Annotated in this window: 26 protein-coding genes; 15 read left to right on the forward strand and 11 right to left on the reverse strand. The window is 45.0% G+C overall.

Annotated elements, in window-relative coordinates:
- Window positions 1-120: 120 nt before the first annotated feature.
- From GVY04_21345 to cysE, 10 genes are all read right to left on the reverse strand, one after another.
- A complete protein-coding gene (locus GVY04_21345) occupies window positions 121-729 on the reverse strand; it encodes a (2Fe-2S) ferredoxin domain-containing protein (GenBank protein NBD18577.1) in 609 nt (202 codons plus the stop codon).
- Between the two features lie 20 nt (window positions 730-749).
- A complete protein-coding gene (gene cysK, locus GVY04_21350; GenBank protein NBD18578.1) occupies window positions 750-1,712 on the reverse strand; it encodes a cysteine synthase A in 963 nt (320 codons plus the stop codon).
- A gap of 15 nt (window positions 1,713-1,727) precedes the next feature.
- On the reverse strand, window positions 1,728-1,994 hold the full coding sequence (locus GVY04_21355; GenBank protein NBD18579.1) for a hypothetical protein: 267 nt from the start codon (window positions 1,992-1,994) through the stop codon (window positions 1,728-1,730).
- Between the two features lie 18 nt (window positions 1,995-2,012).
- On the reverse strand, window positions 2,013-2,168 hold the full coding sequence (locus GVY04_21360) for a hypothetical protein (protein ID NBD18580.1): 156 nt from the start codon (window positions 2,166-2,168) through the stop codon (window positions 2,013-2,015).
- A gap of 90 nt (window positions 2,169-2,258) precedes the next feature.
- Window positions 2,259-2,558: a ferredoxin III, nif-specific gene (fdxB, locus tag GVY04_21365; protein ID NBD18581.1), complete on the reverse strand. Its 300-nt coding sequence runs from the start codon at window positions 2,556-2,558 to the stop codon at window positions 2,259-2,261.
- A 78-nt stretch (window positions 2,559-2,636) separates the two neighbouring features.
- On the reverse strand, window positions 2,637-2,837 hold the full coding sequence (gene nifT / locus GVY04_21370; protein NBD18582.1) for a putative nitrogen fixation protein NifT: 201 nt from the start codon (window positions 2,835-2,837) through the stop codon (window positions 2,637-2,639).
- A gap of 46 nt (window positions 2,838-2,883) precedes the next feature.
- Window positions 2,884-4,008, reverse strand: coding sequence for a homocitrate synthase (nifV, locus tag GVY04_21375; GenBank protein ID NBD18583.1), 1,125 nt, complete (start codon window positions 4,006-4,008; stop codon window positions 2,884-2,886).
- 43 nt (window positions 4,009-4,051) lie between these two features.
- The gene (locus GVY04_21380) at window positions 4,052-4,594 is read right to left on the reverse strand and encodes a DNA starvation/stationary phase protection protein (protein ID NBD18584.1); all 543 of its coding nucleotides are present in this window, start codon (window positions 4,592-4,594) and stop codon (window positions 4,052-4,054) included.
- A gap of 12 nt (window positions 4,595-4,606) precedes the next feature.
- Window positions 4,607-4,849, reverse strand: a complete 243-nt coding sequence (locus tag GVY04_21385; GenBank protein NBD18585.1) for a hypothetical protein — start codon at window positions 4,847-4,849, stop codon at window positions 4,607-4,609.
- A 145-nt stretch (window positions 4,850-4,994) separates the two neighbouring features.
- Entirely contained in the window at window positions 4,995-5,732 is a 738-nt protein-coding gene (gene cysE, locus GVY04_21390; GenBank protein NBD18586.1) for a serine O-acetyltransferase, read from the reverse strand.
- An 858-nt stretch (window positions 5,733-6,590) separates the two neighbouring features.
- Here cysE and nifB point away from each other — a divergent pair.
- From nifB to nifS, 3 genes are all read left to right on the forward strand, one after another.
- Window positions 6,591-8,033: a nitrogenase cofactor biosynthesis protein NifB gene (nifB, locus tag GVY04_21395; protein ID NBD18587.1), complete on the forward strand. Its 1,443-nt coding sequence runs from the start codon at window positions 6,591-6,593 to the stop codon at window positions 8,031-8,033.
- A gap of 61 nt (window positions 8,034-8,094) precedes the next feature.
- Window positions 8,095-8,460, forward strand: a complete 366-nt coding sequence (locus GVY04_21400) for a 4Fe-4S dicluster domain-containing protein (GenBank protein NBD18588.1) — start codon at window positions 8,095-8,097, stop codon at window positions 8,458-8,460.
- A gap of 103 nt (window positions 8,461-8,563) precedes the next feature.
- Window positions 8,564-9,769, forward strand: a complete 1,206-nt coding sequence (gene nifS, locus GVY04_21405) for a cysteine desulfurase NifS (protein NBD18589.1) — start codon at window positions 8,564-8,566, stop codon at window positions 9,767-9,769.
- Window positions 9,770-9,772: 3 nt separating this feature from the next.
- Here the strand turns inward: nifS and GVY04_21410 are convergent, their stop codons facing one another.
- Entirely contained in the window at window positions 9,773-10,141 is a 369-nt protein-coding gene (locus tag GVY04_21410; GenBank protein ID NBD18590.1) for a four helix bundle protein, read from the reverse strand.
- Window positions 10,142-10,251: 110 nt separating this feature from the next.
- Here GVY04_21410 and nifU point away from each other — a divergent pair, with 110 nt between their 5' ends.
- From nifU to GVY04_21470, 12 genes are all read left to right on the forward strand, one after another.
- A complete protein-coding gene (gene nifU, locus GVY04_21415; protein NBD18591.1) occupies window positions 10,252-11,145 on the forward strand; it encodes a Fe-S cluster assembly protein NifU in 894 nt (297 codons plus the stop codon).
- Between the two features lie 171 nt (window positions 11,146-11,316).
- Complete coding sequence (gene nifH, locus GVY04_21420) at window positions 11,317-12,195, forward strand: nitrogenase iron protein (GenBank protein NBD18592.1); 879 nt, start codon at window positions 11,317-11,319, stop codon at window positions 12,193-12,195.
- Between the two features lie 88 nt (window positions 12,196-12,283).
- The gene (nifD, locus tag GVY04_21425) at window positions 12,284-13,729 is read left to right on the forward strand and encodes a nitrogenase molybdenum-iron protein alpha chain (GenBank protein ID NBD18593.1); all 1,446 of its coding nucleotides are present in this window, start codon (window positions 12,284-12,286) and stop codon (window positions 13,727-13,729) included.
- Between the two features lie 184 nt (window positions 13,730-13,913).
- On the forward strand, window positions 13,914-15,488 hold the full coding sequence (gene nifK / locus GVY04_21430; GenBank protein NBD18594.1) for a nitrogenase molybdenum-iron protein subunit beta: 1,575 nt from the start codon (window positions 13,914-13,916) through the stop codon (window positions 15,486-15,488).
- 84 nt (window positions 15,489-15,572) lie between these two features.
- The gene (locus GVY04_21435) at window positions 15,573-15,833 is read left to right on the forward strand and encodes a nitrogen fixation protein NifZ (GenBank protein ID NBD18595.1); all 261 of its coding nucleotides are present in this window, start codon (window positions 15,573-15,575) and stop codon (window positions 15,831-15,833) included.
- A 60-nt stretch (window positions 15,834-15,893) separates the two neighbouring features.
- Entirely contained in the window at window positions 15,894-17,267 is a 1,374-nt protein-coding gene (gene nifE, locus GVY04_21440) for a nitrogenase iron-molybdenum cofactor biosynthesis protein NifE (GenBank protein NBD18596.1), read from the forward strand.
- A 102-nt stretch (window positions 17,268-17,369) separates the two neighbouring features.
- Window positions 17,370-18,695 carry a nitrogenase iron-molybdenum cofactor biosynthesis protein NifN gene (nifN, locus tag GVY04_21445; protein ID NBD18597.1) on the forward strand — a complete coding sequence of 442 codons (1,326 nt, stop codon included), beginning with the start codon at window positions 17,370-17,372 and terminating at the stop codon, window positions 18,693-18,695.
- A 19-nt stretch (window positions 18,696-18,714) separates the two neighbouring features.
- The gene (gene nifX, locus GVY04_21450; GenBank protein ID NBD18598.1) at window positions 18,715-19,107 is read left to right on the forward strand and encodes a nitrogen fixation protein NifX; all 393 of its coding nucleotides are present in this window, start codon (window positions 18,715-18,717) and stop codon (window positions 19,105-19,107) included.
- Window positions 19,108-19,133: 26 nt separating this feature from the next.
- Window positions 19,134-19,610: a NifX-associated nitrogen fixation protein gene (locus tag GVY04_21455; protein ID NBD18599.1), complete on the forward strand. Its 477-nt coding sequence runs from the start codon at window positions 19,134-19,136 to the stop codon at window positions 19,608-19,610.
- 142 nt (window positions 19,611-19,752) lie between these two features.
- A complete protein-coding gene (locus GVY04_21460) occupies window positions 19,753-19,989 on the forward strand; it encodes a hypothetical protein (protein ID NBD18600.1) in 237 nt (78 codons plus the stop codon).
- Window positions 19,986-20,330, forward strand: coding sequence for a nitrogenase-stabilizing/protective protein NifW (nifW, locus tag GVY04_21465; GenBank protein NBD18601.1), 345 nt, complete (start codon window positions 19,986-19,988; stop codon window positions 20,328-20,330). Before GVY04_21460 ends, nifW begins: the two co-directional genes overlap by 4 nt.
- On the forward strand, window positions 20,327-21,115 hold the full coding sequence (locus tag GVY04_21470; protein ID NBD18602.1) for a protein hesA: 789 nt from the start codon (window positions 20,327-20,329) through the stop codon (window positions 21,113-21,115). The genes nifW and GVY04_21470 overlap by 4 nt, the downstream gene beginning before the upstream one ends.
- Window positions 21,116-21,142: the final 27 nt, after the last annotated feature.

A 21,142-nucleotide genomic window follows, 5' to 3' on the forward strand; every position in this document is an offset into this window, starting at 1 on the left:
TTAGTCAAGGTGATTCAGCATCAAACAGTCGATTTTTATTAAGACTGCATCTTTATTATCAAATTAATAATGATTAATTAATCCTTGATCGCTTCTTGCTTTGAGTAATAGTTCAACTGATCAGGCATTTGTTGCATGAACTGTGCGATCTGGCGAAGGGACTGCCCTTTGATCATCGCACTGATAATGATTCGCTAACAAAGCAGTCAGATTCTGTGGATCGACATAATTATATACAACTTTACCCGGCATCAGAATAAAGCTTGGGGCTTTTTTACATTGTTTTTGGCAGCCAGTGAGTTCAATTGAAACTTGATTTTTTAAGCCTAATTTTTCAAGCGCTTCTGCTAAAGCAAAATAGAGGTTTTTACCTCCCTTTTTCGCACAGCCAGATTTATAACAGAGTAAAATCTTCCCTTTTTTAGTCGGTGAAGTTGAGCCAAAAACAAGCGGTTTACGATCAGTATTCAGCTTTTCCAGGTGTTGCGTTTTCAGCTTTAAGCAACTCCCTTTTCCTACTCCTTTTTTCTCCAAGCTAACTAATAAATGATCGCCCTTGACCAGTTTTTGACTCACGGGTTTCCGTAAGTCTTTGGCAAGTTTAACCGCTATTGTCCGTTCTCCCACTTGCAACTGCATATATTTAAACGCGTTCTTGGGGTTGGGTAAAAAGCCGAGAAATTCGCCTTCGATTTGATGGGTTGCGATTGGTGCTTTTTTCTGTTTCATGAAATTGTTCCTTGGTTTTACTAAGTAACGACTAATGTTTTTTCCTCTTCTAAATCCTGAAAGAGAGGGGTACTCAAATACCGTTCGCCAAAACTGGGCTGAATCATGACAATCAGCTTGCCAGCATTTTCTTTTCTTTTGCCCACGGCAATGGCAGCGGCTAAAGCGGCGCCGGTGGAAATTCCAGAGAGTAAACCCTCTTCGCGGGCGAGACGACGACCATATTGAATCGCGTCTTCATCAGTAACGGTTATGACTTCATCAATGACATCAACCTTCAAGATTTCGGGTACAAATCCCGCACCAATGCCTTGAATCTTGTGGCTTCCAGAACTGCCTCCAGAAAGGATAGGGCTATTGGCGGGTTCAACCGCGATCGCGCTGAGTTCAGGTTTGCGCTGTTTGAGGGTTTCTGCCACGCCAGTGAGGGTGCCCCCTGTACCGACTCCAGCAATAAAAAGGTCAATTTCGCCATCGGTATCAGACCAAATTTCTTCGGCAGTGGTTTGGCAATGAATTTGGGGGTTAGCGGGATTTTGGAACTGTTGCGGCATAAAGCTATCGGGGAGACTGCTGGCGAGTTCTTCTGCCCGCGCGATCGCGCCTTTCATGCCGGCATTAGCCGGAGTTAACTCTAACTGCGCCCCATAAGCTTTCAACATCGCCCGTCGCTCTTGACTCATGCTTTCCGGCATGGTCAAAATAATGGAATAGCCTTTGGCTGCTGCTGCCATCGCCAGGGCAATGCCTGTATTGCCAGATGTGGGTTCAATGAGGACTGTTTTTCCAGGGGCAATTAAACCCGCTTGTTCAGCGGCATTAATCATACTAACGCCAATGCGATCTTTCACTGAAGCGGCGGGATTCATACTTTCTAATTTGACCACAATTTGAGCCAAACAGCCTTCAGCAAAGGGAATGGAATTTAAGCGAACTAAAGGGGTTTTTCCCACTAATTCTGTAATGTTATCGGCAATTTTCATCGGTATAAAAGGGACTTATTCTTGAGGTGAAGATTGGTTAGCAAGTTCGGGATAAAACCCTAATTGTTTAGAAAGCTCACGGGCAATAAACATTAGAAATTGAGAGGCTTCTTGATTATTTCCATGTGCCATTGCTGTCGCCACTTGGATTAAGGTTTTAATGAAGTCTTGATCCAGCAAATCGCTTCTAGAATCTAAGACATCTGGTTCTTTTCCATTTGGGCAATGGAGTAAGCGGTCAATTAATTCAAAATATTCTTCTTGGCGTTGATTATCAGTCATGATCGCTTTTCTTCTCTCTTATTTAAGACTTGTGGCTTCTATCAGTGATAATTTTCCCAAAAGAGGTGACTCTTTAAAAAGCTCTGGACTGTAGTAAATCGAAGTTAAAACCAAAGTCAGAATTAGAGCCAAAATTGTGACACTTCCCTCTTGATAGGGGTCTGGATATTTCATGATCTCTTCCTCAAAAGATAAAACTTTGGGATGGGATGAGATCTCTCTCTGCTATCGCACAGCAGAGGAGATCAAGGCATTTTTTAGTTCTTAAACGGCTAAAGCTTCGTGAGTGTGACAATTTTTTGGACAAATGCGGGCACACGCTTCACAACCGATACATTTGGCAGCATTAATAATGGTCATGACATAACGTTCGATATCGTCATCATCATCATCTTCATCATCAATCAATTCACCAAATTCATTCATGGCTTGCATTCCCAGAACATTGCGACCACAGACTTTATGGCAGCGACCGCAGCCGAGACAAACATCTTTATCAATTGCTGTAATAAATTTCGGTTCCCAGGTAGAACCATCTTTTGTGAAAGCTGTAAGTGTAGGCATGAGTTTTCTCCTCTGTTTAATTCGTGTGTACTGAGCATCATTAATAATCAAAATTACATTTGAATTACTAATGAAAAATTACAGTTTTGTCGCATTGAAAGTTTGAGGGAGTTTACTATCATCAGTTAACCCCTTAAAAGAAAGTTGCCAACCATTGGCTAAGGTTAAAATTTTGCCATCAGCCGTAATGGATTGCTCAACCACTTCTTCTTCCAAATCTTTCTTCGGAACATAAACTGATAAATGTCCGACTTGATTTTGATGCAACATGACTTTCATGAGTTTTAAGCCTTGTAAGTGGATAAGGATCAGTCTTGAAAAGAACCTAACCAACGGGAGTATATTGAGAGACTAAGTTCAATAACTCATCGGGGGTTAAATTGCGTTTTAACTCAACTGATAAGGTACGGATTGCCTCCAGCAGCGATCGCGCTTCTTGGGCACTGAGCGTAATTCCCTGTTGTTGTAGGAAGTTCACTAGCAGATGCTTACCAGAATGTTTGCCAATAACAAGATCCCGTTTACATCCGACTTCTTCTGGGGTAAAGGGTTCATAAGTCGCCGGATCTTGTAAAACCCCATGTCCGTGAATCCCCGCTTCATGGGCAAAGGCATTTTTTCCCACCACGGCTTTCCAAGGAGGAACATCATAGCCGGTGGCGTTGACAACAAATTCCGATAGGGCCTTAAATTGGCAGGTATCAATGCCAGTTTTGATGCCATAGATCTGCTTCAGTGCCATCACCACTTCTTCTAAGGCAGCATTACCGGCTCTTTCTCCAAAACCATTAACGGTGGTATTCACTGACGTTGCCCCTGCTTGAATGCCTGCTAAAGCATTGGCAGTTGCCATTCCCAAATCATTATGGGTGTGCATTTCCACCGTAATGTTGAGGCAGTTGACCAGTTGCTGAATTTTGCTGTAAGTGGTTAGGGGATCCAAAATCCCCACCGTATCGCAAAAGCGAAAGCGAGAAGCCCCCGCCTTCTGCGCCGCCAGCGCCACCTCAAGGAGAAAGTTGGGATCCGCACGGGAAGCATCTTCCCCACCGACAGAGATATACAAACCGCGATCGCGCGCATAGTGAACTGTCTTTTGGAGGCGATCAAACACCTGTTGTTTGTCCCCTTGAAATTTCACGGCGATTTGCCGATCTGAAACGGGAACCGAAATATGCACCCGCTGTACCCCACAGGCGAGAGAGGCATCAATATCCGCTTGCACCGCACGATTCCAACTCGTAATCTGGGTTTTTAAACCGAGGTGAGTGATCGTGCGAATGGCTTCGGCTTCGGCACCGCCCATGGCGGGAATGCCCACTTCCAGTTCTTGCACTCCGATCGCGCTCATGAAACTGGCAAAGGCAACTTTTTCCGCGACGGTGAAGGCAATACCAGCTGCTTGTTCACCATCTCTGAGGGTTGTGTCATTGATATGAATGGGTTGCATAATTTTGTCCTTTGTTGTTCGTCCTTGAACCAATGACGAATGACTATTGACCAATAAAGCCTAGGGTTAAGCTGTCGGGTGCGAGGAAATGATCGAGATGAAACGCCCGTTCTTCTGTCTTCAGGAGAATTTCTTCATACAGATAACGGGTCGCGCGATCGCCGACACTTTCCGTTTGCGCTGCTTGTGAGCGGAGTAATTCGATGATGCTCTGCTCTGCTACCAAATCATGCTCAATCATTTGGCGACAGTCAAAAATGCCATCCTCTTCTGGGGTAAAGCAGCACAGTTGAGCAAGTTTGCTAAAACTAGCTGCCGGGGTTCCACCCAAGCCATTTAAGCGTTCACCAATTTCATGGGCGTGACCTTGCACCGCCTCGTAACTTTCTTGGAAATAGTCATGAATCGAAACAAATTCTGACCCTTCAATCACAAAATGATGCTTGAGGTATTGCAAATAAAGACCTTGAAAGCTAGCAAGGGCAAGATTTAACCCTTCGCACACTGAAATCGTGATGTCTTGATCAAGACGAACCGGGTTCGTTTTTACATCTCCGAAAGCTTGAATAACGGTTTTTTGTGTCATATGTTTGAACTCCTAGTGATAAGAGGTGGCTAAAATGGACGTGGTCCAGCAGCGGTCTAACCAATCGGCTAACTCGGAACGCGAATTAGTAAACTGATGAACCGTGCTGCGGAGGAGCGTTGCCCCGACACAACCCTCGATTTCAACCCAGAGCGTGCCATCTTGGGGACACCAGCAGGAAATGCCTAACTCTTTTAAGCGACGATAAACCTGCCAGCGATCGCTACGTTGAATGGTGACGACTCGACTCACCAAGGCATCAGGGCGAGCCGCCCGTTCCCTAGAATTTAATTCTGAGGCGGGGTTGTCAGAGTGCTGAAATGCATTCGGCACAGCACCTTTGGCTTGCGAGTCCGAGATGATGCCTTCCTCAATCGAAGGCACCTGCTCTGACCGTTGTTCACCGTTGGTGAATTGATTCATAGTTTTCACCTCGACAGGAGGATAGGGTTTGTATTTGTTGTTCCAAAGTCTCAATCCGCTCTAAAAGTGAGCGAATCGTTGTTGCTTCTGGATCAGGAAGTTTGCCATGTTCCAGGGGACAACCATAACCCGTGCGAACAATCCGACCCGGAACCCCGACCACCGTGCAATCTTCTGGAACATCTCGCAGCACGACCGACCCCGCACCAACGCGCACATGATCCCCAAGATTGATATTCCCTAAAACTTTTGCTCCCGCCCCCACCACAACATTTTGTCCGAGGGTGGGATGGCGTTTTCCCGTTTGCTTACCTGTACCGCCTAAGGTGACATTTTGGTAAATTAAACAGTAATCTCCCACAATTGCAGTTTCGCCAACTACCACTCCCATTCCGTGATCAATAAAGACCCCTTGACCAATGCTTGCCCCGGGATGGATGTCAATCCCTGTGAGAAAGCGTCCGCAGTGGGATAAAACACGCGGTAGGAGAGGGACTTGTTTTCGCCACAGCCAATGGGCAAGCCGATGTAAAGCCAAGGCATGAACACCGGGATAACAAAGCAGGATCTCTAACCAGTTGTTCGCTGCCGGATCACGCTCAAAGATAATTTTGATATCATCCCAGATGATAAATCGAGAATGGCGAATTGACTTGAGGTGGCAGGGGCTTTGGCTCTTTTTTTGTTTGTGGGGAACTGTAAATGAGGGTTGCATAACTGTTGTTAGGGGTAGGTGAGCCGGTTCGGTTTTCATTGCTTTGTAATGCTCCTTATAGCAATTCCCGATTTGTTGCCAACAGTCATTGCTCAAGGTTAGATTGATTAGATTAATCAGAGGGTACTCATTAACTCTCGATCCAGATGAAATCGCGGTTTGAGCATTTAAAAAATTTCTTTGGGGGGCAACCTACTAGTATTTTGACCGATACCCCTGAGTATTATTTGGTCAAGCAACGAGTATTGAGTACTCAAGATGAAATGACTGATATCCCAGACCCACTCCAGCATCTAGGGAGCCATTCTCTTCAAAAATAAGGTACTCACCCTCGTATGAGACAGTACAAAGACAAAACCCAAGCAGGGTCTGTTTTGTAGCTTTTGTTACTCTTTTTTAAAATCATTAATTATTTCTGATCAAACTCACTCAAAATAATAATGTTAATTTAGATACGGATTGAAAAAAAACTGCATTGAATTCTCTCAAGCGACAAAGTAATAAAAGACAATTGAGTACAACGAACTGAGGGGGAATTTACCTAGGTGTAGTTCCCCAAAAGCCTTGCTCTCACTACAATTGGTCGAGAGTAACGCAAATACTAGTGGTGTCAGAAATAAATACTCACGCCCCTTCTAAAAATTCTCGTCCCGCGACCCACAAAAAAATTTTTCTCTGCACTAGACAAGGGTTTCAGGGACTGAGTACAACCTAATTATTTTAATAAAACAAACTCAGCAAGGCTTTTACCCTCACCGAAATCCCCGTTGCTATAACTGTCATAACTTCATCGAACTCATCTGAGACTGAGTTTGATTTAATTTCGGTCTGAGTCCACATCATGCGGAAGGCAATGCAATGTCACCCACTCCTTATTCCACGTTCCAAAAAGCCAAGGAAACTATAGCCCAATCAACACAAAGCTGTGGTTGTACTTCTCCGATGCCTCAAGCTCTTGATCCTAAACTTCAAGAAAGAATCGAGAATCATCCCTGTTACAGCGAAGAAGCACACCACCACTATGCCCGGATGCATGTTGCAGTTGCCCCCGCTTGCAACATTCAGTGTAACTTCTGTAATCGCAAGTATGATTGTGCGAACGAAAGTCGCCCTGGGGTGGTTAGTGAACTCCTCTCTCCGGAAGAAGCCGCTCATAAAGCACTCGTTATTGCTGGCAAAATTCCGCAAATGACTGTTTTAGGAATTGCGGGACCGGGGGATCCGTTAGCGAACCCCGAAGAAACCTTCCGTACCTTTGAGTTAGTAAGAGAGAAAGCACCAGATATTAAATTGTGCTTATCTACCAACGGCTTAATGCTTCCTGATTACATTGATCGCATCAAAGCATTAGATATCGATCATGTCACGATTACCATTAACATGATTGACCCGAAAATTGGCGCACAAATCTATTCCTGGGTGCGCTATCAACGGAAACGCTGGACGGGAGAAGCTGCCGCACAAATCCTTCACGAACGACAAATGGAAGGCTTAGAGGCGCTACAAGAAGCGGATATTCTCTGCAAAGTGAACTCTGTGATGATTCCGGGGATTAACGATCAACACTTGGTTGATGTTCATGAAGCAATTCAAGCGCGGGGGGCTTTCCTCCATAACATTATGCCCTTAGTCTCTGCCCCTGAACATGGCACGTACTTTGGCTTAAATGGACAACGCGGTCCCACGCAAAAAGAGTTAAAAGCCTTACAAGATCAAGTTGAAACGGCTGATGGTGGAGCAAGTAATATGAAAATGATGCGTCACTGTCGTCAATGTCGTGCCGATGCCATTGGTTTACTCGGTGAAGATCGCTCTCAAGAATTTACGAAAGACAAATTCTTAGAGATGACCCCGGAATATGACCTGCAAAAACGCCAAGAAGTTCACGGTGATATTCAGCAAATTAAGGCAGCGATGAAAGCAGCCAAAGCCGAAAGAGAAGCTGCGAAAAAACAACGAGGCGAAAAAATCTTCGTTGCAGTTGCCACAAAAGGCGGTGGCGTTGTTAATCAACACTTCGGTCATGCTAAAGAGTTTCAGATCTTTGAAGTGGATGGTGTGGAAGCAAAATTTGTGAGCCACCGTAAAGTTGACCATTACTGTCAAGGCGGTTATGGCGAAGAAGCAACCCTCAACAACATTATCAACACCATCCAAGATTGCAAAGCAGTTCTGGTTTCTAAAGTTGGGGATTATCCGAAAGAGCTCTTACAAAAAGCTGGGGTTGAACCCGTGGAAGGCTATGAAACCATTGATGCTTTAGCGTTGAAGTTCTACGAAGAATTTGTTGTTAGTCATTAGTCATTCGTGATCAAATTCCAAAAGACAAACAACCAAAAACAAATAACAGAGGACAAAAACCATGACTTACCAAATTTCTGAAAACTGTATTGCTTGTGGCAAGTGTTTACCGAGTTGTCCAACAGGCGCAATTACAAAAACCGACAACGGTCAATTCGCGATTAATCCTGATCTTTGTAATGACTGTGTTGGGGCTTACGGTGTCGCTCAATGTATGTCAATTTGTCCAACGAATAGCGGTTGCACTCCCTTGCTTTCTAGCGTGATTCAATCAGCACAAGCTGCTACTGCAAACTACTGGGATCAATGGTTTACAACCTATCAACGCCTCACCTCTCGTTTGCAAGCAAAACGAGAAACCCAATACTGGCACAGTTGGTTTGATGCCTATTCCCAAAAATTACAACGTTTGATTACTAGTCATTAGTCATTAGTCATTAGTCATTCGTTATCGAACCACAAAGGACAAAGGTGTTCCTGAGCCTGTCGAAGGACAAACAACAAAGGACAAACAACAGAGGACAAAAATAATGAATGAACCCATTTACCTCGACAACAATGCCACCACTAAAATCGATGAAGAAGCATTTGCTGCCATGCTGCCCTATCTCAGCATCTATTACGGCAATCCTTCGAGTATGCATACCTTCGGCGGACAAGTGGGTCGCGCAGTTCGTGAGGCAAGAGGGCAAGTCGCTTCCCTGCTTGGGGCTGAAGAGTCAGAAATCATCTTTACCAGTTGTGGCACGGAAGGGGATAACGCCGCCATTTTGGCAGCACTGAAAGCCCAACCGAACAAAAAACAGATTATCACCACTGAAGTCGAGCATCCTGCTGTCCTGAATCTCTGCCGAAAACTGGAGAAAGAAGGTTACACAGTGACTTATCTTTCCGTGAATCAAGAAGGTCAGCTCGATTTAGATGAACTACAAGCGTCAATCACAGGGAATACGGCTGTTGTTTCGGTGATGTATGCGAATAACGAAACCGGCGTTGTTTTTCCCATTGAGGAAATTGGGCAAATCGTTAAAGAATACGGTGCGCTGTTCCATGTGGATGCGGTGCAAGCGGTGGGAAAAATTGCCCTCGATATGAAAACGAGCACCATTGACTTCCTCACGCTTTCGGGTCATAAAATCCATGCACCGAAAGGAATTGGGGCATTATATGTGCGCAAAGGGGTTCGTTTTCGTCCTTATCTCGTCGGTGGACACCAAGAACGCGGACGCAGAGGCGGCACCGAAAATGTCCCCGGTATTGTGGCACTAGGACGAGCCGCAGAACTGGCTGAACAACATTTAGCGGGCGTTATTAAGGAACAACGGTTGCGAGACAAGTTGGAAGCAGGAATCTTGAGCACGATTCCCAATACTGTGGTCAATGGTACTCGCGCTCATCGGTTACCCAATACCACCAATATTGGCTTTAAGTACATCGAAGGAGAAGCCATTTTACTTTCTCTCGATCAGTATGGGATTTGCGCTTCTTCCGGGTCGGCTTGTACCTCGGGTTCGCTTGAACCCTCTCATGTTCTCCGCGCTCTGGGTTTACCGTATAGCCTCCTTCACGGTTCGATTCGTTTCAGTCTCTCTCGCTTTACCACCGAAGAAGAAATTGATCGCGTTTTAGAAGTTCTTCCCCCTATTATTAATCGCCTACGAGAACTTTCTCCCTTCAATAGCGATGAGGCGGGCTGGTTACAGGAACAAGAACAAGCATTAGTCATTGGTCATTAGTCATTAGTCATTTGTTTTTCCAATGGAGTTTAGATATGCGTTTAACTTTGGAGCTAACTGATCAAGTATTGTTTTTAATTTATCTAATTGTTCTTGGGTTAGTAAATGACGATAATAAGCTCTTCTCAACCAATGCTGTGTTTCATACAAAGAACCCCTTGCTATTTTCACAAATCTTTTATTGTCTTGAAAACTACCTCGACCTACCCCCTCAGCTATGTTTGCCCCAATACTATCTGCAGAGCGAATAATTTGTTTACCTACTGTATCTTGGGCTAATGATTGCCATTCTCCAACTATCCTCCAAATTTCTTCTGATAGTTCTTCTGCTAGCCGATACACATTCAAATCTTGAAACCGCTTACTAACCATTATCAACTCTAAGTAATGATCCAAAACAACTCTACTAGAAAATTAAACAGGAAGGATCAATCAGTTTCTCAACAACGAATGACCAACGACTAAAGACAAAGGACAAAACTATGTGGGACTATACCGAAAAAGTAATGGAACACTTCCATAATCCGCGCAATCAAGGCACGATCGCGCAGAAGCAGGAAGGAGAAACAATTGTCACTGGAGAAGTCGGGAGTATTGCTTGTGGCGATGCCCTCAAACTCCACCTCAAAATCAACGAAGCGACACAAACGATTCTTGATGCTCGCTTTCAGACCTTTGGCTGTGCCAGCGCGATCGCGTCCTCTTCTGTGTTAACCGAACTCCTTAAAGGCAAAACGGTTGAGGAAGCGTTAAATATAACGAACAAAGAAATTGCGACCTCTCTTGATGGCTTGCCGGAAGCAAAAATGCACTGTTCGGTAATGGGACAAGAGGCGTTAGAAGCGGCAATTTATAACTATAAAGGGATTCCCCTTGATATTCACGAAGAAGATGAAGGAAATCTTATATGTGAGTGTTTTGGTGTAACGGATACAAAAATTAAACGCATTATTCGTGATAATAATCTTATAACAGCAGAACAAGTTACTAACTATGTCAAAGCTGGTGGCGGTTGTAGTTCTTGTCTCGCTGATGTCGATGATTTACTCGCAGAAATTGCCACTGAAAAAGAGAAAAGTCTAGAAGTTGCCACTGAACTTGCTAACACCAATCCGTCATTTTCTGCCGAGCCAAAAGTTTTAACCAACCTCCAAAAAATCACGTTTATTCAACAAGTGATTGACGAAGAAATTAGACCCGTTTTAGCAGAAGACGGCGGCGATATGGAACTATTTGATGTGGAAGGAGATGTTGTCAAAGTCATTCTTAAAGGTGCTTGTAGCGGCTGCGCCTCTTCCACTGAAACCTTAAAACTTGCCATTGAAGCCACACTTAAAGACCGAATTTTACCCACCTTAACCGTGGAGGCAGTATAAGACCATGTTAATTTCCTATCCCAGTCATGACGGAGCGCGATCGCCTCCAAAGCCGAGCTTTCACGCCAATCCATTAGTCGTCACTCCTTGATTATCGCCCAAACCACATAACCAAGGACTAATGACAAAGAACCCATAATCAACCCTCAAATTTTCACGGAGACATTAACCATGAGACAGATTGCATTTTACGGAAAAGGCGGAATCGGAAAATCCACCACTTCTCAAAACACGCTCGCAGCTCTTTCTGAAACCCAACGGGTGATGATTGTCGGCTGTGACCCGAAAGCAGACTCCACCCGCTTAATGCTGCACACCAAAGCGCAAACCACAATTCTCCACTTAGCTGCCGAACGCGGGGCAGTGGAAGACCTGGAACTCGACGAAGTCTTACTCTCTGGCTACAACAACGTGCGTTGCGTTGAGTCTGGCGGTCCTGAACCTGGCGTTGGCTGTGCAGGACGCGGCATTATCACCGCCATTAACTTCTTAGAAGAAGAAGGCGCTTATGAAGATATTGATTTCGTTTCCTACGACGTATTAGGGGACGTTGTCTGCGGTGGGTTTGCTATGCCGATTCGGGAAGGAAAAGCCCAAGAGATTTATATTGTCACCTCCGGTGAAATGATGGCAATGTACGCTGCTAACAACATTGCTCGGGGGATTCTCAAATATGCTCACTCTGGCGGAGTGCGTCTCGGCGGTTTAATTTGCAACAGCCGTAAATGTGACCAAGAACATGAACTAATTGAAGCCCTTGCCGAAAAACTGGGCACACAGATGATTCACTTTGTTCCTCGTGACAACGTAGTGCAACAAGCTGAACTGCGCCGGATGACGGTTATTGAATATCAACCGGATCACCCGCAAGCCGATGAGTATCGTGAACTCGCCCGCAAAATTGAAGAGAACAAAAACTTAGTCATTCCGACTCCCATTGATATGGATGAACTGGAAGCACTTCTAGTTGAATTCGGCATTATTGACAGCGATGAAGAGTACAAAAAAGCCCTTGAAGCTGAAAAACAAGGGACAAGCGTCTCGGTGTAACTGACTGAGTTTTTAGGGATGGGAAAGAGAGTGGGGCTCTCTCTCCTATCCCCCAAGCCAAATCTAATTATGTTTAAGGAATAACATCATGTCAATTGTAGAACGAAATCAAGAATTAATTAAAGAGGTTCTCGAAGCCTATCCAGAGAAAGCCGAGAAACGACGTAGTAAGCACCTCAATGTTCAGGAAGAAGGAAAATCCGACTGCGATGTTAAATCGAATAAAAAATCAGTTCCAGGCGTTATGACCACCCGTGGTTGTTCCTTTGCTGGGGCAAAAGGCGTGGTCTGGGGTCCCGTGAAAGATATGATTCACCTCAGTCACGGTCCTGTCGGCTGTGGTTACTACTCCTGGGCGGGTCGTCGGAACTACTACACCGGCACCACTGGCGTTGATACCTTCGGCACCATGCAGTTTACCTCTGACTTCCAAGAAAAAGATATTGTTTTTGGCGGGGATAAAAAACTGGATAAACTCATTGATGAAGTGGAAACCCTCTTCCCTTTAAACAATGGCACCACGATTGAATCAGAATGTCCGGTTGGGTTAATTGGGGATGATATTGAAGGCGTTGCCCGTAAAAAAGGCAAAGAAACGGGCAAACCTGTGATTCCCGTTCGTTGTGAAGGATTCCGTGGGGTTTCGCAATCGTTAGGTCACCACATTGCTAATGATACGGTCCGAGACTGGGTATTCCCAAAAGCGGATGAATATCGCAAAACCGAAGATGGGTTTGAAAGCACCCCTTACGATGTCAACATCATCGGTGACTACAACATTGGGGGAGATGGCTGGCCCAGCCGTCTCTTGCTGGAAGCCATTGGCTTGCGGGTGATCAGTCAATTTTCAGGGGATGGCACCTTCAATGAGGTGACAATGGCGCCTTTAGCCAAAATGAATCTCATCCACTGCTATCGTTCCATGAACTACATCTGCCGTCACATGGAAGAAACGTATGGCATTCCTTGGATGGAATATAACCTATTTGGTCCGACGCAAATTGCCAAATCTCTGCGGAACATTGCGGCTCAGTTTGATGAAACGATTCAGGAAAATGCGGAGCGAGTAATTGCCCAGTATCAAGCTGATATGGATGCAGTGATTGCCGAATACCGTCCCCGCTTAGAAGGCAAAACCGTGATGATTATGGTCGGTGGATTGCGTCCTCGTCACATCATCCCCGCCTTTGAAGATTTGGGAATGGACGTAATTGGAACGGGTTATGAATTCGGTCATAACGACGACTACAAACGGACTGCCGACTATGTCAAAGATGGCACCATTATCTATGACGATGTCAGCGGTCATGAGTTTGAGGAATTTGCGAAAAAACTGAATCCAGACTTGATTGCAGCGGGGATTAAAGAAAAATACGTCTTCCAAAAAATGGCGTTGCCCTTCCGTCAAATGCACTCCTGGGATTATTCCGGTCCTTATCACGCTTATCACGGCTTTGCGGTCTTCGCTCGTGATATGGATTTAGCGATTAACAACCCCACCTGGAGTTTAATCGAAAATCCTTGGAAAAATTAGTAGCTAGCTTGGGTTGAGGTCACAAAACCCAATCGCAATTTGTTCGGGGGTGAACAACGATCCCCCCTAGCCCCCCTTAGAAAGGGGGGAACTAAACCAAGGATGTTGGGTTTCACTTCGTTCTACCCAACCTACCTTCAACTAACGACAAAGAACAAATAATAAGAACAAAGGTAACGTCATCATGACTGAGAACACAGAAAACACGAACAAGGAAAACATAGTAATCGCCTCCGATCCTCATGAAGTGCAAGACCACTTTGATCTCTTCCAGACTGACCCCTATCAAAAACTCTTTGAATACAAGCGTCAGTTTGAAGGGGCGCACAGCAAGGAAGAAATCACTGAAGTTGGCGAATGGACAAAAACTTGGGATTACCGTGAGAAAAACTTTGCTCGTGAAGCCTTAACCATTAACCCCGCGAAAGCCTGTCAGCCTTTAGGTGCTTTATTCCTAGCTGCAGGCTTTGAAGGGACGCTTCCTTACTCTCATGGCTCACAAGGTTGCGTGGCTTATTTCCGGACTCACCTCACTCGTAATTATAAAGAACCCTTCCAAGCGGTTTCTTCTTCCATGACTGAAGATGCTGCGGTGTTTGGCGGTTACAAAAATCTGGCTGACGGGCTTGCCAACTGCTACACCCTTTATAAACCGAAAATGATTGCATTATGCACCACCTGCATGGCAGAAGTCATTGGGGATGACTTGAGTGCCTTCGTTGAAAACGCCAAACATGAGGAAGCAATTCCCCAAGAGATTCCGGTTCCTTTTGCTCATACACCCAGCTTTGTCGGCTCTCATGTTACGGGCTATGACAATATGCTCAAGGCAATTCTCGGCAATCTCACGAAAGGAAAGAAAGCAGAGACCACCAACGGCAAGTATAACTTTAACCTCGGCTTTGATCCTTATGTGGGCAATATTCGTGAACTGAAGCGGATTCTGAACTTGTTTGAACTGGACTACACCATCCTTTCCGACAATGCCGATGCGTTTGATGCTCCCAATACTGGCGAGTTGGAAATGTACAACGGTAAGACGACGTTAGAGGAAGCGGGTGATTCGATTAACGCCGAAGGCAGTTTCTTTTTCCAAAAATATACGACACCTAAAAGTCAAGCCTTCTTTAAGGAAGCGGGTCAGGAAACCTTTAATTTCCGCCCCTTTGGCATTCGTGGCACTGATGAATTTATTACGAAGCTGTCAGAAATTAGCGGTAAGGAAGTTCCACAGCAACTCATAGAAGAACGCGGTCGCGCAGTGGATGCGATGACAGATTCCCAAGCCTGGATTCACGGCAAGCGCGTTGCCTTATATGGCGATCCGGATCATGTATTTGGTTTAGTTAACTTCCTCTTAGAATTAGGTGCTGAGCCCGTTCATATTGTTGTTTCCAACAGCAACAATAAATTTGAAAAAGAACTGCAAGCAGTGCTGGATGCAAGCATCTACGGTCAAAAAGCAACGATCTGGGGCAAAAAAGACCTCTGGCACTTGCGGAGTTTAATGTTTACTGAACCGGTGGATTTATTGATTGGTAACTCTTACGGGAAGTATCTCTGGCGGGATACCGAAACACCTTTTGTTCGCATTGGCTATCCCATCTTTGATCGCCACCATATGCACCGCTATGAAACCCTTGGCTATCGTGGCGCGTTTAATCTCCATAACTGGATTGTGAATACCATTCTCGATGAGCTTGATCGCAAGACCATTATTCCGGGAAAAACTGATATTTCCTTCGATTTGATTCGTTAATGATTGGTCATTCGTCATTGGTCATTTGTCATTGGTTATGCCGGCAAGTGGTCAATGACTGACTACAAGACAGAGGACAAAACTATGAAATTAGATGAGGTTGAACTCGATCGCGAGCCGGATTTTGACCTAGAGTGTAAGGTTCGAGTCCGTAAAAACATAAAAAATGATGGCACTTTCCCTGGGGCAGAAATTGGCGAAAGGCTCGTTAATAAAGGGGAAGAAGGCTACATCATTGGCATTGGTACGTTTTTGCAAACTGCTTATATTTATTCGGTTCATTTCTTAGAAAGTGGCAATGTCGTCGGTTGTCTCGCCAAAGAATTGGAACGGGTTAGTGATTAGTCACTAGTCATTGGTCATCGGTCATTCGGCTACCCAGGACTAACAACAAAGGACAAAAAAATGACAAAACCAAAAACCGCAGACCTCCTAACGGAACCGGGTTGCGAACACAATCACAAAAAAGGACAACAGGGCAAGAATAAAGCCTGTCAGCAGCAAGCGAAACCCGGGGCAGCACAAGGGGGCTGTGCCTTTGATGGCGCGTCAATTACGTTAGTTCCGATTACCGATGCTGCCCATCTCGTTCATGGACCGATCGCGTGTGCGGGCAATTCTTGGGGCAGTCGCGGCAGTCTTTCTTCGGGTGCAACCCTTTACCAACTGGGCTTTACCACCGACATCAGCGAAAATGACATTATCTTTGGCGGTGAGAAAAAGCTATATAGCGCGATCGCGCAAACGATTGAACGCTATAATCCAGCAGCGGTTTTTGTTTACTCCACCTGCGTTACTGCCCTCATTGGCGATGATATTGATGCCGTTTGCCATACCGCCAGTCAAAAGCTAGGCAAACCCGTGATCCCGGTTCATTCCCCGGGTTTTGTGGGAAGTAAAAACTTAGGCAACCGACTTGCCGGGGAAGCGTTACTGGATCATGTGGTGGGAACCGCCGAACCCGAGTACACCACCCCTTACGACATTAATTTAATTGGCGAATACAATGTTGCCGGGGAACTGTGGGGAGTGCTTCCCCTCTTTGAAAAAGTTGGCATTCGCGTCCTCTCCAAAATCACCGGTGATGCAACGTTTGAGGAAATTTGCTACGCCCATCGTGCCAAACTGAATGTGATGATTTGCTCCAAAGCCCTAATCAATATGGGGCGCAAAATGGAGGAAAGATATGGCATTCCTTATCTGGAAGAGTCTTTTTATGGCGTTGCCGATCTCAATCGTTGTTTACGGGATATCGCGCAAAAATTAGGCGATTCTGAATTACAGGCCAGAGTGGAAACGGTCATTGCTGAAGAAACGGCGAAACTGGATCTTGCCCTTGCCCCTTATCGCGAGAGACTACAAGGCAAACGCATTGTCCTTTATACCGGTGGCGTGAAAAGTTGGTCGATTCTTTCTGCGGCCCAAGATTTAGGGATCAAAGTGGTTGCCACTAGCACGAAGAAAAGCACCGAGGAAGATAAAGCCAGAATTAAGCAATTATTGGGTCAAGATGGCATTATGCTCACTCAAGGTAATGCGAAAGAACTTTTGCGCGTCGTTGCGGAAACAAAAGCCGATATGCTCGTTGCTGGGGGGCGCAACCAATACACTGCCCTCAAAGCCCGGATTCCTTTCCTCGATGTCAATCAAGAACGCCATCACACTTATTCGGGTTATGTCGGACTGGTCAATATGGCGAAAGAGTTTGATCATGCTTTGCATAGTCCGATTTGGGAACAAGTCCGGCAGCCTGCGCCTTGGGAAACAGTTAGTCATTAGTCCTTGGTCATTAGTCCTTGGTTGTTGGCTTTCATGCAAAACAAGTGACTAATGATAAATCACGACGAATGACAAATAACAAATGACGAAGGACAAATAACCATGACTACGATTAAAAGTCCTAAAAAACCCGTTGCAGTTAATCCGCTGAAGCAGAGTCCGCCGTTAGGGGCTGCGTTAGCCTTCCTCGGTTTGAAAGGGATGGTTCCTCTGTTCCATGGTTCGCAGGGTTGTACGGCGTTTGCAAAAGTGATTTTAGTGCGCCATTTCCGGGAAGCGATTCCGGTTGCTACGACTGCCATGAGTGAGGTTTCAACGATTTTGGGCGGTGAAGACAATATTGAACAGGCGATTTTGACTTTGGTGGAAAAAGCCCAACCGGAAGTATTGGGGTTGTTAACGACGGGGTTAACGGAAACGAGAGGGGATGATATGCCCCACATCCTCAAATCAATTCGTCAGTCGCATCCAGAACTTGATGATTTACCGATTATTCTGGTCTCCACACCGGATTATAAGGGCGCGTTACAAGAAGGGTATGCAGCAGCGGTGCAGGCGATTGTTGCTCATGATTATGGGACGCCAACGGAAGTTTCTCAAGACCCAGTGACGATTTTAGCGGGATCTTTGCTCAATCCCGGCGATGTGGCGGAAATTAAAGAAATCGTAGAAGCGTTTGGCTTAAAACCGTTAGTGATTCCTGATCTGTCAGAGTCGATGGACGGACATTTAGAGGATGATGATTATTATGCTAAAACCCCTGGTGGCACTGCTTTAGAGGACTTGAAACAGTTGGCGCGATCGCGCTTTACTATTGCCATTGGCGAAAGTATGCGTCCGGCAGCAGAAACCCTCCAACAAAAATATGGTACCAATTACACGGTTTTTCCCCGTTTAACGGGCTTAAATGCAGTTGATCAATTGATCTGGTTACTGGCTCAAATGGCGACTGATCTTGATCGGGGGAATGGGGAATGTCAGCCAAACATCCCGACAAAATATCAACGTCAGCGTCGGCAACTGCAAGATGCGATCCTCGATTCCCATTTCTTTTTTGGCGGTAAAAAAATAGCCCTTGCTTTAGAACCGGATCTCCTCTATCAAACCAGTTGGTTATTAACTGAAATGGGGGCAAAAATCAACGCTGCTGTCACCACTACTTCATCTCCAATTCTGGAGCAATTACCCACTGATAGCGTTATAGTTGGCGATTTAGAAGACTTAGAAAATTTAGCAACGGATTCCGATTTAATTATTACGAATTCTCAAGGAAAAAGAGTTGCTGATCAGCTCAATGTTTCCCTGTATCGGTTAGGCTATCCCATTTTTGATCGCTTGGGGAATGGGTCACGATGTTGCGTTGGCTATCGCGGAACGATGCAAACCTTATTTGAGATTGGTAATCTTTTTATCGACAATACGCATTAGAAGTTAGGAGGTTGGAAAAATGAAAGTTGCATTTGCAACCCAAGACAATATTCATATTAATGCTCATTTTGGTTGGGCAAAAAAGTTTGATATTTACGATGTTTCGGTTGAAGGCTATCACTTTCTGCAAACCATCGACTTTGGCGAAAATCTCAAGGAAGATGGCAAAGAAGATAAGTTAATTCCGAAAATGAATGCCGTTGCTGATTGCGCGATCGTCTATGTTTCTGCCATTGGCGGTAGTGCAGCGTATCGGTTACTGCAAGCCGAAGTAACCCCCCTCAAAGTAGAAAACCAAGAAGAAGAAATTACCAATGTTCTCGATAGTCTGATCCAAACCTTAGGGAATCCACCCCCTTGGTTACGAAAGACATTAAGAGGAAAAGTTAAGTTGTCTAATTTCGATGAATAAGTTCTAAAAATAATGAGGAATGACTCATGACTAAACCCGCACCAATCCCCGAAGCAGACTCCGAATTAGTGGCAGAAAATGCCTTTCTTCAAGAATTAGTACAGCAAGTCCGTGCTCAAGATAATTATGGTGTTTACCGCAGTTGGAAAGATGAATTAGTCATTGCGAACTTTGTTGTACCGAAGGAAAAGAAACGAGAAATTTCTGTAGAGAATAATGTTGATCTCGCGACACAGTTAAGAATTCTTTATTTCCATCGCGCGATCGCAGCACGGATTGAAAAAGAAACCGGAAAACTCTGTCAAGTTGCTATTGATTTATCCCACGAAGGCTTTGGCTGGGCACTGGTTTGGACCGGACATTTAATGGTTGTCTCTCGCACGTTACGAGATGCTCACCGTTTTGGCTATCCCTCTTTCAAAAAGTTAGCTGCCCAAGGGGAACGCTTTGTGGAATCAGGAATTAAAGCGATTGAACAATTTCCGGATGCTGCTAATGCTTAATGATTATCTATGAATCAAACCACAGAGACACAGAGGACACAAAGAGTTTATAAACTCAACTGTAATTTAATTTTGGAGAGAGGATGTTACTAATTTATAGTCTTTGAGATGAACATGAATAAGGAAAATGGAGGAGAAAAATATGATTCAATTTGTTACTCCAAAACCAACCCCGGAAGCTGTGGCTGATTTGAAGAAAAGAGTCAAACGTCTCAGTAGTAAAGCCGGTCAAATGAAAATGGATCTCCATGATCTGGCAGAAGGCTTACCGACTGATTACGAAAAACTTATTGACGAAGCCACAAAAACTTACGAAATCTATCAACAATTAGCTGAACTGAAACAACAACTCAAAACTTGGGAGGAACAATTACAATGACTTTTTCTGAAACCAAACCTAAAACTTTAGCTGCTTTTAAAAGTCTGACCACTGCCGAAGAGTATTTACAGTTTTTTGAGATTGATTATGATCCGCAATTTGTTAACGTCAATCGTCTCCATATTCTCAAACAATTTTCTTTATTACTGAAGGACGTTGATCAGGCGTTCCCTGATCTGAGTGAAGCGGAAAGATTAGAGAAATATCGTCTTGCCTTAGAAGAAGCCTATCAAGTGTTTCTCACTTCTAGTCCCCTAGAAACAAAGCTATTTAAGGTCTTTCAAAACAAGCCAAAAAACTTTGTTTCCTTAAATGACCTAACCGCAAAAGCAGAAGAATGATGTTAACCCCAAAAGAACGAGAACGTTACAGCCGACAAATGCAGCTTCCTGAGTTAGGGGAGGCGGGACAAAATGCCCTGAAAAATAGCACTGCCCTGGTTTCTGGGGTGGGGGGGTTAGGGGGAACCGTTGCCCTATATTTGGCGGTGGCGGGAATCGGTAAATTGATTCTCGTGCGGGGTGGGAATCTGCGTTTGGATGATATGAACCGGCAGATCTTAATGACCGATGACTGGGTGGGTCAACCGCGAGTGACGAAAGCACAGGAAACCTTGAATCAAATCAATCCTGATGTGGAAGTGAGCGCGATCGCGCAATATATTACTTCGGAAAATGTCGATTCTTTAGTTCAAAGTGCCGATATTGCCCTCAGTTGCGCCCACAATTTCCCAGAACGGGATTTACTCAATGGGGCTTGTGTGCGGTGGGAAACCCCCATGGTTGAAGCAGCAATGAACAGCATGGAGGCCTATCTCACCACGATTATTCCCGGTGAAACCCCTTGTCTGTCTTGTCTGTTCCCAGAAAAACCCGATTGGGATCGTCGCGCTTTTGGCGTTCTCGGTGCAGTTTCCGGCACACTCGCCTGTTTGGCTGCGTTAGAAGCGATCAAGGTGATTACAGGACTCGGTAAACCCTTATCAGGCTATTTACTCAACATGGATTTAGCCCATAGCGAGTTCAAAAAACTCCACCTGTACAAAGATCCGAATTGTCCCGTGTGCGGTGAGACTAACAACGCCAGAAGTCCACTCACCCAAAATGCTATCCCGATTTGTCCTTAGTTGTTAGTCCTTTTTCCCAATGACGAA

It is taken from the genome of Cyanobacteria bacterium GSL.Bin1, from assembly GCA_009909085.1.
GTDB lineage: Bacteria > Cyanobacteriota > Cyanobacteriia > Cyanobacteriales > Rubidibacteraceae > Halothece.